Source organism: Klebsiella sp. AqSCr, assembly GCF_008452795.1.
GTDB classification, from domain to species: Bacteria; Pseudomonadota; Gammaproteobacteria; order Enterobacterales; family Enterobacteriaceae; genus Klebsiella; species Klebsiella pneumoniae.
Window position 1 is genome coordinate 2,484,284 of sequence record NZ_MJDM01000005.1, and the last position, 13,588, is coordinate 2,497,871.

15 protein-coding genes are annotated in these 13,588 nt (G+C 54.9%); 6 read left to right on the top strand and 9 right to left on the bottom strand.

Annotated features, from left to right (window positions below; genetic code table 11):
* Positions 1 to 8: 8 nt before the first annotated feature.
* The 6 genes from BHE81_RS16190 (at position 9) to BHE81_RS16215 (ending at position 3,926) form a co-directional block, all read left to right on the top strand.
* A complete protein-coding gene (locus tag BHE81_RS16190; protein ID WP_019725233.1) occupies positions 9 to 1,112 on the top strand; it encodes a hypothetical protein in 1,104 nt (367 codons plus the stop codon).
* On the top strand, positions 1,109 to 1,813 hold the full coding sequence (gene mdcG / locus BHE81_RS16195; protein WP_023342590.1) for a malonate decarboxylase holo-[acyl-carrier-protein] synthase: 705 nt from the start codon (positions 1,109 to 1,111) through the stop codon (positions 1,811 to 1,813). The genes BHE81_RS16190 and mdcG overlap by 4 nt, the downstream gene beginning before the upstream one ends.
* A gap of 1 nt (position 1,814) precedes the next feature.
* A complete protein-coding gene (locus tag BHE81_RS16200; protein WP_020804368.1) occupies positions 1,815 to 2,033 on the top strand; it encodes an acetyl-CoA carboxylase biotin carboxyl carrier protein subunit in 219 nt (72 codons plus the stop codon).
* 246 nt (positions 2,034 to 2,279) lie between these two features.
* Complete coding sequence (gene madL / locus BHE81_RS16205; RefSeq protein ID WP_004174157.1) at positions 2,280 to 2,660, top strand: malonate transporter subunit MadL; 381 nt, start codon at positions 2,280 to 2,282, stop codon at positions 2,658 to 2,660.
* Positions 2,661 to 2,679: 19 nt separating this feature from the next.
* On the top strand, positions 2,680 to 3,450 hold the full coding sequence (gene madM, locus BHE81_RS16210; protein ID WP_020804360.1) for a malonate transporter subunit MadM: 771 nt from the start codon (positions 2,680 to 2,682) through the stop codon (positions 3,448 to 3,450).
* Between the two features lie 44 nt (positions 3,451 to 3,494).
* Positions 3,495 to 3,926 carry a HutP family protein gene (locus tag BHE81_RS16215; RefSeq protein ID WP_004174155.1) on the top strand — a complete coding sequence of 144 codons (432 nt, stop codon included), beginning with the start codon at positions 3,495 to 3,497 and terminating at the stop codon, positions 3,924 to 3,926.
* Here BHE81_RS16215 and BHE81_RS16220 read toward each other — a convergent pair.
* The 9 genes from BHE81_RS16220 to rbfA all read right to left on the bottom strand — a co-directional run bounded on the left by BHE81_RS16220 (position 3,889) and on the right by rbfA (position 13,566).
* Positions 3,889 to 4,830 (bottom strand): LysR family transcriptional regulator, encoded by a 942-nt coding sequence (locus BHE81_RS16220; RefSeq protein WP_020804359.1) that lies wholly within the window; start codon positions 4,828 to 4,830, stop codon positions 3,889 to 3,891. The genes BHE81_RS16215 and BHE81_RS16220 overlap by 38 nt on opposite strands.
* A gap of 103 nt (positions 4,831 to 4,933) precedes the next feature.
* Complete coding sequence (gene mtr, locus BHE81_RS16225; protein WP_002918235.1) at positions 4,934 to 6,178, bottom strand: tryptophan permease; 1,245 nt, start codon at positions 6,176 to 6,178, stop codon at positions 4,934 to 4,936.
* 144 nt (positions 6,179 to 6,322) lie between these two features.
* The gene (gene deaD, locus BHE81_RS16230) at positions 6,323 to 8,254 is read right to left on the bottom strand and encodes an ATP-dependent RNA helicase DeaD (protein ID WP_023342589.1); all 1,932 of its coding nucleotides are present in this window, start codon (positions 8,252 to 8,254) and stop codon (positions 6,323 to 6,325) included.
* On the bottom strand, positions 8,247 to 8,327 hold the full coding sequence (yrbN, locus tag BHE81_RS16235; protein WP_085903200.1) for a protein YrbN: 81 nt from the start codon (positions 8,325 to 8,327) through the stop codon (positions 8,247 to 8,249). The genes deaD and yrbN overlap by 8 nt, the downstream gene beginning before the upstream one ends.
* Before the next feature lie 104 nt (positions 8,328 to 8,431).
* Positions 8,432 to 9,316 carry a lipoprotein NlpI gene (gene nlpI / locus BHE81_RS16240; protein ID WP_002918241.1) on the bottom strand — a complete coding sequence of 295 codons (885 nt, stop codon included), beginning with the start codon at positions 9,314 to 9,316 and terminating at the stop codon, positions 8,432 to 8,434.
* A 108-nt stretch (positions 9,317 to 9,424) separates the two neighbouring features.
* The gene (gene pnp / locus BHE81_RS16245; RefSeq protein WP_023342588.1) at positions 9,425 to 11,560 is read right to left on the bottom strand and encodes a polyribonucleotide nucleotidyltransferase; all 2,136 of its coding nucleotides are present in this window, start codon (positions 11,558 to 11,560) and stop codon (positions 9,425 to 9,427) included.
* 242 nt (positions 11,561 to 11,802) lie between these two features.
* Entirely contained in the window at positions 11,803 to 12,072 is a 270-nt protein-coding gene (gene rpsO, locus BHE81_RS16250; protein WP_002918244.1) for a 30S ribosomal protein S15, read from the bottom strand.
* A 148-nt stretch (positions 12,073 to 12,220) separates the two neighbouring features.
* On the bottom strand, positions 12,221 to 13,165 hold the full coding sequence (gene truB, locus BHE81_RS16255; protein WP_004144892.1) for a tRNA pseudouridine(55) synthase TruB: 945 nt from the start codon (positions 13,163 to 13,165) through the stop codon (positions 12,221 to 12,223).
* Complete coding sequence (gene rbfA / locus BHE81_RS16260) at positions 13,165 to 13,566, bottom strand: 30S ribosome-binding factor RbfA (protein ID WP_002918248.1); 402 nt, start codon at positions 13,564 to 13,566, stop codon at positions 13,165 to 13,167. The genes truB and rbfA overlap by 1 nt, the downstream gene beginning before the upstream one ends.
* Positions 13,567 to 13,588: the final 22 nt, after the last annotated feature.

Below are 13,588 nucleotides of genomic sequence, written 5' to 3' on the forward strand. Positions count from 1 at the left end.
TGCGCGCGATGAACGATCCCATTGCAATGCTCGAATGGCTGGTTGACGCCCAGCAGGGTATCCCCACGTTAGCGGAAATGCCGCGCCGTACGCTTAGCGATAAAGGTATCGCTGGCCCCACGGCGGCTCACGTTATCGAGGAGATTCACACGCCGTTAAATCTTGCGCTGGTTACCTTTACCACCGGCAGTAGCGCATTTCAGAACATCGTCGGCGTAACGCAGAACGAACTGCTGTTGCGTTCCGCGGCGGGTAAGCGTGTGCTGGCGGAATGCGGCGTAACCGCTGGGCAGCATATGGTGGTGACCTACGCGCCGCTGGTGAATGTGTTCACGCGTCAGGCGCTGGATGAGAGTGGTCTGCACTGGTCGTTTTTATCCCGCTCATGCCGGGACGCGCTGCTCATTGCCCTGTGTCGCCAGCAGCCGGATGTGGTGGTGGGAGAGTCCTCATTTTTACGCGCCACGCTGGAACAGGCGCTAAAGATGAACCTGCAGGCGTATTTACCAAAAACGCTGATGCTGATTACCGCAGGCACCCCCCTTGATGAAGCGCTGGTTCCGCTGTGCGCTTCACTGGGATATGGGCTGCATGATGTCTACGGTTGCCAGGAGTTCGGTTGGCTGATCCTGGACGGCCTTCCGCTGCGGGAAGATATCTCGCTGGTCGCCGCGCCGCAGGGCGGTGACTGGCGGGAAGTTATCGTCGGCGGCCTGCCAACCGGCGACAGCTTTCCCGTGGCAACGAACGGCCACCTGTGTAATTTGCAGGGCAAAATCCAGACCTGGAAGCGTCGGCGCACCACGCCGGAATATGACATGGTGGTGATGGCGACTACCGCCCATCACCGGGAAATTGTGGAGCGGACGGCACGGACGATTTTACGTATCAAGGGGCGAGTTTGCCGGGTCAGTACGCAGCTACAAACCCAAGCCAGCGCCACCCATATCCGCCTCTACCCCGTTACTGTTCCAGGGGAGGAAGCGGCAAAAGCCGCGCCGGTCGATATTATCGGTCCGCAGGCCACCTCGCAGTTTGACGCCCTGCTTGCAGCACAGCGGGATTTACAGCAACAAGCGAAAAACGATCCGGCATGGAGCAAACAGCGATGAGCGCCCTGCAACGCCATACTTTGTGCTGGCTGGAGAGCGCTGAACTGCGGCTGATTGCGAGGCAGTTGAACGGCGCGTTTAGTGCCCTACCCGCCTCATTGCGGGAAGAGTTGCGGAACTATCTGCTTTCCGGATATCTCCCCGGCATCGTGCGCAGGGGCATCCGTGATGAAGCGAGTATTTCCCTGGGCTTTTGCTTTCCGCAGCGCTGGCAAGGGCAGCGTCTACGGCTGGCGACGGTTGCTTCATTACAGGCCGTCACGCGCGTGTCAACACCGGAACAAACGGCCATCCTGCCTGCCGTCAACCGTACCAGCGCGATACGCGCCTTTAGCGCCCTGCGTCAGGCGTGGCGTGGGCCGGAAACCGGGCTTGGCGTGTGGGGGTCGGTGGCGCTGGAGATGACGACGCCCTGGCTATGGACGGACAGTCGCTCCGATTTAGATATTCGCATAACGCCCTGGCACGAAATGGCGTTAAGCGATTGTTACTCTGTTCTGACAGATATTGCCCAGCAATATTCAGTACGTATTGATGGAGAAATTAATTTACCAAACGGTTTTTCTATCAATATCAAAGAGTGGTTTAGCAGGAGTCTGACCCTGCTGGCTAAAGGTGAGACCGATGTCGAATTAATGACGCGACAAGACGTCGACGGGTTAATAAAACATCTTTCAATGATATATATTAAAGGAAATTAATATGTCTGAAGTTAAATCAAAAGTACCGGGTGTGGTCGATGAAGTTAAAGCCGCCGTAGGCGACAAAATTGAAAAAGGCCAGCCGATTGTTATTCTTGAAGCCATGAAAATGAAAATGCCTGTCGCCTCACCGGAGGCTGGCGTATTAAAGTCATTGGAGGTGAACGCAGGCGATCGCGTAAACCCAGGCATGGTCTTATTCGAAATTGCCGCTGAGTAGAACGTCACGTTTTTAATACTAAATAAATAGTGCGGCATTCCTTTGTGATATAACCATTATGCCTCAGTCATATCAGCGATAAACATTTCGCTGATATGACAGGCAGGGTGTGTACGAATAAATTTACTGTTGACTGTCCGCATCATAAAAACATACTGTGCTAAAAGCCCTTGTCTTACTTTATTGTCATTTCCCGGTTCGGGTAGTCTCTTATGCTTTTAGTGTGGTTATAGAAAGAGAAACATCATGATTATTTACGGATTGATGTTAATGGGATTGTGCATGTTCGCCGGGTTAATTGTCGGCGATCTTTTGGGTTTGCTGCTTGGAATTTCCGCCAATATCGGCGGCGTCGGCTTTGCCATGCTGTTTTTAGTCGTTATTTCCCAGAAGTTGACGGAAAAGGGGCTGTTGTCTAAACCCGCCGAACAGGGGGTTGGATTCTGGAATGCGATGTATATCCCTATTGTTGTCGCCATGTCCGCGAACCAGAACGTTGTGGCCGCGCTCAAAGGAGGCCCGGTGGCGCTTATTGCAGGCCTTGGCGCAGTCGTGATTGGTTTTCTGCTGATTAAACCACTGAGCAAAATCGGCAGCAAAAGCACGATGACACGTTCAGCAGACTAACCGGTGGAGAGCATAAAGAATGGAACAACTTACAAAGATTCTTACCAGTAACTTCACCAGCAATGCCCTGATCACCGCTTTTGTGGTGGTTGGCATTGTCTGCTGGGTCGCGGCTTGGATCTCGACCCACGTCTTTCGCGGTAAAATTCACAGTTCGGCGATCGCCATTGCCGCAGGCCTGCTGCTGGCCTGGCTCGGCGGCGAACTCACCGGCGGCAAAAAAGGGCTTTCCGACATCACGCTTTTTAGCGGTATTGCGCTGATGGGCGGCGGCATGTTCCGTGATTTTGCCATTATCGCCACCGCCTTTGGCGTGAAGCTTGACGAGCTGAAAAAAGCGGGCCTCGCGGGCGCGCTGGCGCTGGTCGTCTCCACCGTGCTCTCCTTTTACCTGGGAGCGATTGTCGCCTGGGCCTTCGGCTATACCGATGCGGTCAGCATGGCGACTATCGGCGGCGGCGCGGTGACCTTTATCGTCGGCCCGGTTACCGGTGCGGCGCTTGGCGCAAGTTCCGATGTTATCGCGCTCAGTATCGCTGCCGGGGTGATTAAATCTATCGCCATCATGATTGTCACGCCGCTGGTGGCGAAAGCCGCCGGACTGAACTCTCCCGCTGCAGCCATTGTATATGGCGGGCTGATGGGATCTACTAGCGGCGTGGCGGCAGGGCTGGCGGCGACTGACCCGAAACTTGTACCTTATGGCGCAATGACAGCCACCTTCTATACCGGCCTGGGCTGCCTGTTGGCGCCGTCTGCGCTCTATATCTCTTTAGCCCCGTTCTTTTAACCGCATGCGCCTGTTGTTTTATGCAACAGGCGCCAGGGAGACTTATGTATTCATTTCAACGTATGAAGCCCGGGCAAATCGCGATACAGGCCTCACTGTGCACCCAGGAGGAAGAGGAGGTTTTCCGGCAAAAGCTACTGGGTGATAAACCCGAACACCGAATCGGCTTTGCGTTTATCAGCGGCACCTCTGACGAACTGCGAAACAAGCTGCAGCGCTGCGTCATCGGATGTGCGTTGAAGAATCAGATCATCACTAGGCAGGAGTCGGCCATTTTCACCTTATGCTCACTTAGCCGCCAGGCTCTGACCCACGCGTTAACCAACACCATCACCGGCGATCATATCCGTCTGAAAATCGCCTTAGTTAGTACCTCCCGATGGCTCGCCGTCGCCATGTACGGCGAAGCTCAGGTTTATCAGCGGATTACTCAGGAAATCATGGGACTTTGTCTACATCGTTATCCTCCCGCATAAGCTGCCTGGCATACATACGGCATTCTGCGAGAAGAGATAGCAGTCCAGGATGATTTTCCTGACTACGGGGAAAAACGAGCGAAATTTCTTGTTCCATGCGATAGGCTTCCTGCAAAGGTAGCAGGCGTATCCCACTCCGAAAAAGCCCGCGCATGCGTCCGGGTATGAGAGTGTACCCCACTCCAGCATTAACCATGCTCATTAACGAAAAAATATCGTGTACCCGAACCGCAATATCCGGCTCAAAGCCAGCGATACGGAAGGCCTGCTGAAAACCTCTCCAGGTTGCGAACCCTTCACTCAAGGCAATAAATTTTTTACTCTGTAAACGAGAGAGATCAACGGGGGTTTGTAGCGTATCCGCATCCTGTACAGGAACCGCTAAATAAATCGAATCCGAAAATATCGTCCAGGTTTCAAATAAATTTGAATTATACTCATCGGGCGTAGAGATTAATGCCGCATCGATATTGCCTTCATTTAGCGCTTCTAATAATTTCTTATTAGAGTTCATGATAAACTCAATTGAAAGCTCAGGGCGCCGCTTCTTCAATCCCTGTACTATCTGCGGTGCCGTTTTTAATACTAGTGAATAGAGTAGGCCTAAGCGTAATGCAGGAGAATGGTATCCTGAAGCCTCACGCGTCAGATAAATACAGCGTTCCATTGCATTGATCACCTCGCGGGCCTGCTTTTGCATTACCCATGCGCCGGGGAGGGGATGTAAATTCCGGCCATTGTGTGTGAAAAGATCGCAGCGTAAATTATCCTCCAAAGAATGCAAGGCACGATGTACGCTAACCGGAGAAATATGCATGATTTCTGCCGTCTTAGAAATATTCATGGTATCCATATATCCCAGAAAAATCTCCAGTTTGCGCAAAGTTATGTCCTGCTCAGGCATATAAACATTCCCTTATTTAAAATAACCTTTATCTGATAATAAGAGAATGTATGCATATATATATTGAGCCAGATCGGTAATTCTGGCTCAGATAAAATAAAACTTACTGATAAACCGGCAGCAGATTGACGCTCGACAGGATATGTACAACCGCATTGCCGAGGCCAAAGAGCAGGATCAGCACAATCATTGGCGTTCCGCCCCAAACGCGGAACTGTGGGCTGCCGAAGCGTTTGCGTGAGGCGTGAGCCAGCAGCGCCGGTACAATCGCCGCCCAGATCGTCGCCGCCAGGCCAGCATAGCCGATGGCGTAGAGGAAACCATCGGGTTTCACCAGTCCGCCAATCATCGGCGGGATAAAGGTCAGCAGCGCGGTTTTAAAGCGTCCCATCGCGCTATCGTCAAAGCCAAACAGATCCGCCAGGTAGTCGAACAGCCCCAGCGTCACGCCGAGGAACGAACTGGCGACAGCAAAGTTCGAGAACACCACCAGCAGCAGATCCAGACTCCGACTATTCAGCACGCCGCTCAACGCCTGCACCAGTACATCAATGTTGCCGCCCTTCTGCGCAATGTCGATAAACTGCGGACGAGGGATGTTACCCATCGTCACCAGCAGCCAAACGACATACAGACCCAGCGCCAGCAGCGTACCGTAGGTTAAGCAGCGGATGATGGTGCGCGGATCTTTTCCGTAGTATTTCATCAGGCTCGGCACGTTGCCGTGATAGCCAAACGAGGCCAGGCAGAACGGGAGCGTCATCAGCAGGTATGGCGCATAGGAGGCATTCTTCTCCGCAACGTTAAATAGCGTCGTCGGCTCGACGTGCCCGAGCAGGCTACCGAAGGTCAGGAAGAAGGTGATCACCTTAGCGCCCAGTACGATAGCCGTCATGCGGCTCACCGCTTTGGTGCTCATCCAGACGATAAACGCCACCAGCAGCGCAAAGCCGAAGCCCGCCGCGCGCGCCGGCACCTTCAGCGACAGTTCACTGAAGGTGTGGTGGAGGATCGAACCGCTCGCCGAAATATAGGCGTAGGTCAGGATATAGAGCACAAAGGCGATTGATACACCGTTCACCAGGTTCCAGCCCTTGCCGAGCAGGTCTTTGGTAATGGTGTCGAAGCTGGAGCCGATGCGGTAGTTAAGATTGGCCTCGAGGATCATCAAACCGGAGTGCAGCATGCAGAACCAGGTGAAGACCAGCGCCGCCAGCGACCAGAAAAACCACGCGCCGGACATCACCACCGGCAGCGAGAACATGCCCGCGCCGATAATCGTGCCGCCGATAATCACCACGCCGCCAAACAGAGACGGACGGGTTGCCGTAGTGGTTAGTGTCGCCATTTACCGAATTCTCCAGTCGAAAATACTTCGCTCACGTTGAGCATGACGCACTGTACCAGTACACGAGTACAAAGGGAATAAAAAAAGCCCCAATCATGACGATCGGGGCTGTATTATTTAGTTTACGCTAGCGGGCGGCGTTGATTACGCATCGCCACCGAAGCGACGGCGACCGGCTGAGTCATCGCGGCGCGGCGCGGATGCATCGTCACGACGCGGCGCACGGCCTTCACGACGTTCGCCGCTGAAACGACGTCCTTCACCACGACCGCCTTCACGACGTTCGCCACCGAAGCCACGGCTACCTTCACGACGCTCGCCGCCGAAGCCACGGCCGCCTTCGCGACGCTCACCGCCGCCACGACGTTCGGTGCGCGGCTGCGCATCGCCCAGCAGCTGCATGTTCATCGGCTTGTTCAGGATACGGGTACGAGTAAAGTGCTGCAGCACTTCGCCCGGCATCCCTTTCGGCAGCTCAATGGTGGAGTGAGAAGCGAACAGCTTGATGTTACCGATGTAACGGCTGCTGATATCGCCTTCATTGGCGATCGCGCCAACGATATGACGCACTTCAACGCCGTCATCGCGACCCACTTCAATGCGATACAGCTCCATGTCACCCACGTCACGACGCTCACGCTTCGGACGATCTTCGCGATCGCCGCGCGGGCCGCGATCATTACGGTCGCCACGACGGTCGAAACGATCGTCACGATCGCGGAATTCACGACGTGGACGCATCGGCGCGTCCGGCGGAACGATCAGCGAACGTTCGCCCTGAGCCATCTTCAGCAGCGCAGCAGCCAGCGTTTCCACGTCCAGCTCTTCACCTTCCGCCGTCGGCTGGATTTTCGCCAGCAGTGCACGGTACTGATCCAGATCGCTGCTTTCCAGCTGCTGCTGAACTTTCGCGGCGAATTTTTCCAGACGACGCTTGCTCAGCAGCTCCGCGTTAGGCAGTTCCACTTCAGGAATGGTCAGCTTCATGGTGCGTTCGATGTTGCGCAGCAGACGACGCTCGCGGTTCTCAACGAACAGCAGCGCGCGGCCAGCACGACCGGCACGACCAGTACGGCCGATACGGTGAACGTAGGATTCAGAATCCATTGGGATGTCGTAGTTCACCACCAGGCTGATACGCTCAACGTCCAGGCCACGGGCCGCAACGTCAGTCGCAATCAGGATATCCAGACGACCATCTTTCAGGCGTTCCAGAGTCTGCTCACGCAGCGCCTGGTTCATGTCGCCGTTCAGCGCCGCGCTGTTGTAGCCATTACGCTCCAGCGCTTCAGCTACTTCCAGGGTCGCGTTTTTGGTACGGACGAAGATAATCGCCGCATCAAAGTCTTCCGCTTCCAGGAAACGCACCAGCGCTTCGTTTTTACGCATGCCGTAGGCAGTCCAGTAGCTCTGGCTGATATCCGGGCGAGTCGTCACGCTGGACTGAATGCGCACTTCCTGCGGCTCTTTCATAAAGCGACGGGTAATGCGACGGATAGCTTCCGGCATGGTGGCGGAGAACAGCGCGGTCTGATGCCCTTCCGGGATCTGCGCCATAATGGTTTCTACGTCTTCGATAAAGCCCATGCGCAGCATTTCATCTGCTTCATCCAGTACCAGGCCGCTCAGTTTGGAGAGGTCCAGGGTGCCGCGCTTCAGGTGGTCCAGCAGACGACCCGGGGTACCGACGACGATCTGCGGACCCTGACGCAGGGCGCGCAGCTGCACGTCATAACGCTGGCCGCCGTACAGGGCAACCACGTTCACGCCGCGCATATGTTTAGAGAATTCCGTCATTGCTTCAGCAACCTGTACCGCCAGTTCGCGGGTCGGCGCCAGCACCAGAATCTGCGGTGCTCTCAGCTCAGGATCGATGTTGTTCAGCAGCGGTAAAGAGAATGCTGCGGTTTTACCGCTACCGGTCTGGGCCATACCCAGAACGTCGCGGCCGTCCAGCAGATGCGGAATGCACTCAGCCTGGATCGGAGATGGTTTTTCGTAACCCAGATCGGTGAGCGCTTCAAGGATAGGAGCCTTAAGGCCCAGATCTGCAAAAGTGGTTTCGAATTCAGCCATGTAGTACGTGTGCCTCAAAATTAATGGCGGCCAGTCTACATAACTCATCGTGAAAATTTACGGTAATTTTCATTGAAAAGTGTGAACCGGCTCAAAGTAGGTGTATTAACGAACAACAACGCCCTCACCCGCGAAGGTGATGGCAAGCAAAAAACTATGGGCTGATGTGTTCGTCAGCTATTGCTGGTCCGATTCTGCCAGGTCATCTTGCTCCTGGCCCAAGAGCGATAATTCCAACAATGCGTATCGGTGCTCAACGTAGTTATGTACGTTGTTGGCGACCGCCAGTTTGAACAGTGCCGTAGCGCTGTCCTTGTCCCCCAGACTTAGGTAGTACTTACCTAAATAGAAGTTGGTTTCACTGAGATGCTCAGCGAGCGAGGTGTTATCCGTTGCGTCTGCCTTCAGACGAGTCATCAGCTCTTTTTCGCTAATGTCGCCAAGGTAGAACTCGACAATGTTCCATCCCCATTGCTCTTTATCCGACTTGTTTAAGCGCTCTCTGAGTGCTTCAAGCGCCCGCTTCTCGTCGAGTTTACGCTCGGCGATATAAAGCCACAGGCTACGGAAAGGATCATTGGGATCGTCTTGATAAAACGCCAGCAGATCATCTTGCGCTAACTTAGCCCGGCCGCCGTAATACAGGGCGATACCGCGGTTCAAGTGCGCGTAGTTGTAAGTTGGATCAAGCTCAAGTACAGAATCAAACGCTTCATAGGCAGCATCAAAATTGCCTGCCTGCGTTAAGTAAATGCCTAAGTAATTGAATACTTCCGGCATATCGGGTCGTATTGCCAGCGCTTGTGAAAAATCATTTCGCGCAAGTGCCCTCAGACCGAGACTATCATACAACACTCCGCGCTCATATAAAAGCTGTGCGCGTTCGTCATCGGATAAAGCCCGACTGGCAAGAATTTGTTCCATGCGTGCCAGAATCACTTCTTGCTGTAAAGTCGGTTGCAATGGTACTGCGAGGACGGCGTCCTTACGCCAGGCGGTGCTACTGCATCCTGCCAGCGTGAGAGCTGTCGCCACGAAACACCAGCGCAAAAAAGGCTTCATTTCCCACTCCCGAAGACAACGATTGGATGAACGTCCTGTTCCCCGGCTGCAAACGAGGCGTCCTGCCCGTAAAACGCCCTCCGCAAAAGCGGAGGGCTAACGGCAACCTTACTCGCCCTGCTCGGCAGCCGGAGCTTCCGGCGCTGCGGCAGACGGAGTCTGTTCAGTTGCTTCTTTAATGCTCAGACGGACACGGCCCTGGCGGTCAACTTCCAGAACCTTAACCGGTACTTCCTGACCCATCTGCAGGTAGTCAGTCACTTTCTCAACGCGCTTGTCAGCGATCTGCGAGATGTGAACCAGACCTTCTTTACCGCCGCCGATGGCAACGAATGCGCCAAAGTCAACGATACGGGTCACTTTACCATTGTAGATGCGGCCAACTTCGATCTCAGCGGTGATCTCTTCGATACGACGGATAGCATGCTGCGCTCTGTCGCCGTCGGTCGCTGCGATCTTCACGGTACCGTCATCTTCGATCTCGATGGTAGTACCGGTCTCTTCGGTCAGGGCACGGATAACAGAACCGCCTTTACCGATAACGTCTTTGATCTTGTCCGGGTTGATCTTGATGGTGTAGATACGCGGTGCGAATTCAGAGATATCGCCGCGCGGCGCGTTAATCGCCTGCTCCATCACGCCCAGGATGTGCAGACGCGCACCTTTAGCCTGGTTCAATGCAACCTGCATGATTTCTTTGGTGATACCTTCAATTTTGATATCCATCTGCAGCGCAGAGATACCGTCGCGGGAACCCGCAACTTTGAAGTCCATATCGCCGAGGTGGTCTTCGTCACCGAGGATGTCAGACAGCACGACGAAGTTGTCGCCTTCTTTCACCAGACCCATTGCGATACCCGCCACAGCGGCTTTTACCGGCACGCCCGCGTCCATCAGCGCCAGAGAGGCGCCGCAGACGGAAGCCATGGAAGAGGAACCGTTAGATTCGGTGATTTCCGATACCACGCGCACGGTGTACGGGAATTCTTCAATAGTCGGCATCACGGCCAGTACGCCGCGCTTCGCCAGACGACCGTGACCGATTTCACGACGCTTCGGAGACCCCACCATGCCAGTTTCGCCTACGGAGTACGGAGGGAAGTTGTAGTGGAACAGGAAGGAGTCGGTGCGCTCGCCCATCAGTTCGTCGATGTTCTGCGCATCGCGTGCGGTACCCAGAGTCGCGGTAACCAGCGCCTGCGTTTCACCACGGGTGAACAGCGCGGAACCGTGAGTACGCGGCAGAACGCCGGTACGAACGTCCAGACCACGGATCATATCTTTTTCACGGCCATCGATACGCGGCTCGCCGGCCAGTACGCGGCTACGAACCACGTTTTTCTCGATGGCGTGCAGGATTTCACCCAGCTCGTTAGCGTCCAGGGTTTCATCTTCAGCAACCAGCGTGGCGATGGTTTCAGATTTGATCACGTCAACCTGAGCGTAACGCTCTTGTTTGTCGGTGATACGGTAAGCATCGCTCAGACGGGATTCAGCCAGCGCAGCCACGCGCGCGTTCAGCGCTTCGTTGACCGCTTCCGGCTGCCAGTCCCAACGCGGTTTACCGGCTTCTTTCACCAGGTCGTTGATGTTCTGAATAACAATCTGCTGCTGCTCGTGGCCGAAGACCACCGCGCCCAGCATCTGGTCTTCGCTCAGCAGTTCCGCTTCGGATTCCACCATCAGCACGGCCGCTTCGGTACCGGCAACCACCAGGTCCAGTTTGCTGGACTTCAGTTCTTCCTGGGTTGGGTTCAGTACGTACTGGTCGTTGATGTAACCCACGCGCGCAGCGCCGATTGGGCCATTGAACGGAATACCAGACAGCGACAGCGCAGCGGAAGCACCAATCATCGCGACGATGTCTGGGTTAACCTGCGGGTTAACGGAAACGACGGTGGCGATAACCTGAACTTCGTTAACGAAGCCTTCCGGGAACAGCGGGCGAACCGGGCGGTCAATCAGACGCGCGATCAGGGTTTCGCCTTCGCTTGGACGGCCTTCACGACGGAAGAAACCACCCGGGATTTTACCGGCAGCGTAGGTACGCTCCTGGTAGTTAACGGTCAGCGGGAAAAAGTCCTGGCCTGGCTTCGCTTTTTTCTGACCCACAACGGTAACGAATACCGCAGTGTCATCCATGCTAACCATCACAGCGGCCGTTGCCTGGCGCGCCATCATGCCGGTTTCCAGGGTCACGGTATGCTGGCCGTACTGGAATTTACGAACGATCGGATTAAGCAAAATTCTATCCTTTTTATCTATAAATCACGCCATATCCACGACATAGCGTCTATTGACCCGATCTTCTGCATCCTCGCGACTAATGACAACCTTTACCCGCCCCTGCGGATGAAGCCTCTCATTAGCCGCGCGAACCTCTGCATGAAGATCATTACTAGCAACAATACATGAGTTTTGAATGAATTGCTGCCGCCCGGTCGAAAAAAGGGGCCGTCAGGCCCCTTTTTCTGAAACTCGCAGAATTAGCGACGCAGACCCAGACGCTCAATCAGCGCAGAGTAACGGGCAACATCTTTACGTTTCAGGTAGTCGAGCAGTTTACGACGCTGAGAAACCATGCGCAGCAGACCACGACGGCTGTGGTGATCTTTTTTGTGCTCTGCAAAGTGGCCCTGCAGGTGGTTGATCTGTGCGGTCAGCAGTGCAACCTGAACTTCGGTAGAACCGCTGTCGTTTTCGCCACGACCAAACTCAGAAACGATTTTTGCTTTAGCTTCAACGCTTAGAGACATTTTATAACTCCAAAAATTAAAAGAAAGAAAGGGTGCCGATCTCTAATTCAGCGACCCCTGATGCAACGCCCGAAAATGTTAAAACACGTTAGCGGACGTTAAGCGGCGATATTCTACTCGTAGCAGGCTTTTATCGCAAGAAAAGCGCTTACGCCGGGTATTCCACCACCAGACGACGCGGGGCCACGCGGCCTTCATCGTCAATTTCGCCCATGCCGAGAAACTTGCCGGACTCGCTCTCCATCACTCGCACCAGCCCGTTAAGCGGCGCGCCTGACTGACGTACCGGGTTGCCGTTCTTAAAGTAGACTGCGGAGGTTTCTGGAATATTAACCAGCGGGTAATCCGAGGCCGGGCTGTCCATCGGCATCAGCAGCGGATCAAGCAACTGAGCGGCAGGAATATCCTGCGCCGCCGCCTCATCGACCAGCGCCTGCAGCTGCTCGAGGGTCACCATCCGCTCGACCGGGTATTTGCTTACCGCCAGGCGACGCAGGAAAATCACGTGCGCGCCGCAGCCGAGCTTCTCACCTAAATCATCGATAATCGTCCGGATGTAGGTGCCTTTCGAGCAGTGGATCTCCAGCTCCAGCTCATCGCCTTCGCGGCGAATAAACAGCAGCTCATAGACGGTTATCGGCCGGGCTTCCCGCGGAACTTCAATACCCTGGCGAGCATATTCGTATAGCTTCTTGCCCTGATATTTCAGCGCCGAATACATCGACGGCACCTGCTGCGTCTCGCCACGGAAGCTGTCCAGCGCCGCCGCCAGCTGTTCGTCGCTAAAGGTCAGCGGGCGCTCTTCCACCACCTGACCGTCGGCATCGGAGGTATCCGTGCGCTGGCCAAGTTTGGCGATCACGCGGTAACGCTTATCGGAGTCCAGCAGATACTGGGAAAACTTGGTCGCTTCGCCAAGGCAGATCGGCAGCATACCGGTCGCCAGCGGATCCAGCGCGCCGGTATGCCCGGCGCGGTTGGCGTTATAAATACGTTTTACTTTCTGCAGCACATCGTTACTGGAGGCGCCCTGAGGCTTGTCCAGCAACAATACGCCATGCACGTCGCGGCCGCGACGACGAGGACGACTCATCAGTCCTCCTTGCTGTCGTCCGGGTTCACACGACGCTCATCGTCGTGTTTCACCACGCTGGTGACCAGGTTGGACATACGCATCCCTTCCACCAGTGAGTTGTCGTAGAAGAAAGTCAGTTCCGGTACGATGCGCAGACGCATCGCTTTCCCCAGCAGAGAGCGGATAAAGCCAGAAGCTTCCTGCAGCGCTTTGATGCCCGCTTTCACCGCGGCTTCATCTTTGTCGTTAAGGAAGGTGACATACACCTTGGCATAGGCCAGGTCACGGGACATTTCCACACCGGAAACGGTGGTCATCATGCCCAGACGCGGATCTTTAATTTCACGCTGCAGGATGATGGCAATCTCTTTTTGCATCTCCTGGGCCACACGCTGCGGGCGACCAAATTCTTTCGCCATAATAAGTTCTCCAGAATAAAGA

What these genes read in the sequence shown, in the direction of transcription:
- BHE81_RS16190 (WP_019725233.1), top strand. Translation starts at nt 9, where the DNA reads ATGAACGATCCCATTGCAATGCTCGAATGGCTGGTTGACGCCCAGCAG.
- mdcG (WP_023342590.1), top strand. Translation starts at nt 1,109, where the DNA reads ATGAGCGCCCTGCAACGCCATACTTTGTGCTGGCTGGAGAGCGCTGAA.
- BHE81_RS16200 (WP_020804368.1), top strand. Translation starts at nt 1,815, where the DNA reads ATGTCTGAAGTTAAATCAAAAGTACCGGGTGTGGTCGATGAAGTTAAA.
- madL (WP_004174157.1), top strand. Translation starts at nt 2,280, where the DNA reads ATGATTATTTACGGATTGATGTTAATGGGATTGTGCATGTTCGCCGGG.
- madM (WP_020804360.1), top strand. Translation starts at nt 2,680, where the DNA reads ATGGAACAACTTACAAAGATTCTTACCAGTAACTTCACCAGCAATGCC.
- BHE81_RS16215 (WP_004174155.1), top strand. Translation starts at nt 3,495, where the DNA reads ATGTATTCATTTCAACGTATGAAGCCCGGGCAAATCGCGATACAGGCC.
- BHE81_RS16220 (WP_020804359.1), bottom strand. Translation starts at nt 4,830, where the DNA reads ATGCCTGAGCAGGACATAACTTTGCGCAAACTGGAGATTTTTCTGGGA.
- mtr (WP_002918235.1), bottom strand. Translation starts at nt 6,178, where the DNA reads ATGGCGACACTAACCACTACGGCAACCCGTCCGTCTCTGTTTGGCGGC.
- deaD (WP_023342589.1), bottom strand. Translation starts at nt 8,254, where the DNA reads ATGGCTGAATTCGAAACCACTTTTGCAGATCTGGGCCTTAAGGCTCCT.
- yrbN (WP_085903200.1), bottom strand. Translation starts at nt 8,327, where the DNA reads ATGAAAATTACCGTAAATTTTCACGATGAGTTATGTAGACTGGCCGCC.
- nlpI (WP_002918241.1), bottom strand. Translation starts at nt 9,316, where the DNA reads ATGAAGCCTTTTTTGCGCTGGTGTTTCGTGGCGACAGCTCTCACGCTG.
- rpsO (WP_002918244.1), bottom strand. Translation starts at nt 12,072, where the DNA reads ATGTCTCTAAGCGTTGAAGCTAAAGCAAAAATCGTTTCTGAGTTTGGT.
- truB (WP_004144892.1), bottom strand. Translation starts at nt 13,165, where the DNA reads ATGAGTCGTCCTCGTCGTCGCGGCCGCGACGTGCATGGCGTATTGTTG.
- rbfA (WP_002918248.1), bottom strand. Translation starts at nt 13,566, where the DNA reads ATGGCGAAAGAATTTGGTCGCCCGCAGCGTGTGGCCCAGGAGATGCAA.